Source organism: Streptomyces sparsus (assembly GCF_054776295.1).
In genome coordinates this window covers 1-893 of the sequence record NZ_BAAHCA010001390.1, presented here as the reverse complement: position 1 = coordinate 893, position 893 = coordinate 1, and the positions used below count along the sequence as shown (strand labels likewise).

Sequence of the window (893 nt, the reverse complement as noted above, 5' to 3'; positions counted from 1 at the left end):
GGTGCGTTTCGCCGACGGCATCCAAAGCCTCACCGAGCAGGGCGTCACGCGCTTCTTGGAGATCGGACCCGACAGCACCCTCACCGCGCTGGCTCGAACCTGCGCGGCCGACGACGACGCGCTGCTCTTCGCTCCGGCGATGCGCAAGGACCGCGACGAGGTGGACGGTGTCGTGGCTCTGGCGTCGGCAGCGTACGTGGCTGGTGGGCCCGTGGACTGGCCGGGGTTGCTGGGCACGCGAGTTGCCGCTGACGCGGAACTGCCCACCTACGCGTTCCAGCACGAGAGGTTCTGGCCCGACACGCGGCCCGCCCGCACCGGTGCAGATGCGGACGACACCGCCTTCTGGCAACTGGTGGAGCAGGAGGACGCCCAGGCACTGGCGTCTGCACTGCGCGTGGACGAAACGGCACTCCGTGAGGTCGTCCCGGCACTGACCGCCTGGCGGAAGGAGCGCGCCGTCCGGTCGGAGGCCGACGGCTGGCGCTACCGCGTCGGCTGGGAGACCGTCGGAGACGACGGCCGTTCGGCCCCGGAGGGCACCTGGTGGGTGCTGCACCCGAGTGGTGACGACACTCTGGCCCGCACCGTCGCGGCCGTCCTTCCCGGCGCCGTGAGCGTGTCCTACCCGGTCGGCGCCGACCGCGAGGCACTGGCGAGGGACCTCACCACCCGGGCGGGCGAGGAGCGGCCGGCCGGCGTAGTCGTGATGCCCGGCACCGTCGCCGATGCCCTGAAGACGGTGCAGGCGCTCGGGGACGCGGGCGTCACTGCCCCTTCCTGGTGGATCACTCAGGGAGCCGTGGCCGTCGGCAGCGCCGATGAGGGAGCACTCCAGCCGGAGCAGGCCGGGGTGTGGGGGCTGGGCCGGGTGGCGGCGTTGGAGCACCCCG

Annotated in this window: 1 pseudogene; it reads left to right on the top strand. The window is 72.9% G+C overall.

The annotated features are described in order from the left end of the window. Positions 1-893 (top strand): annotated as a pseudogene (locus ACYVE9_RS28620) (type I polyketide synthase); the annotation flags it as partial.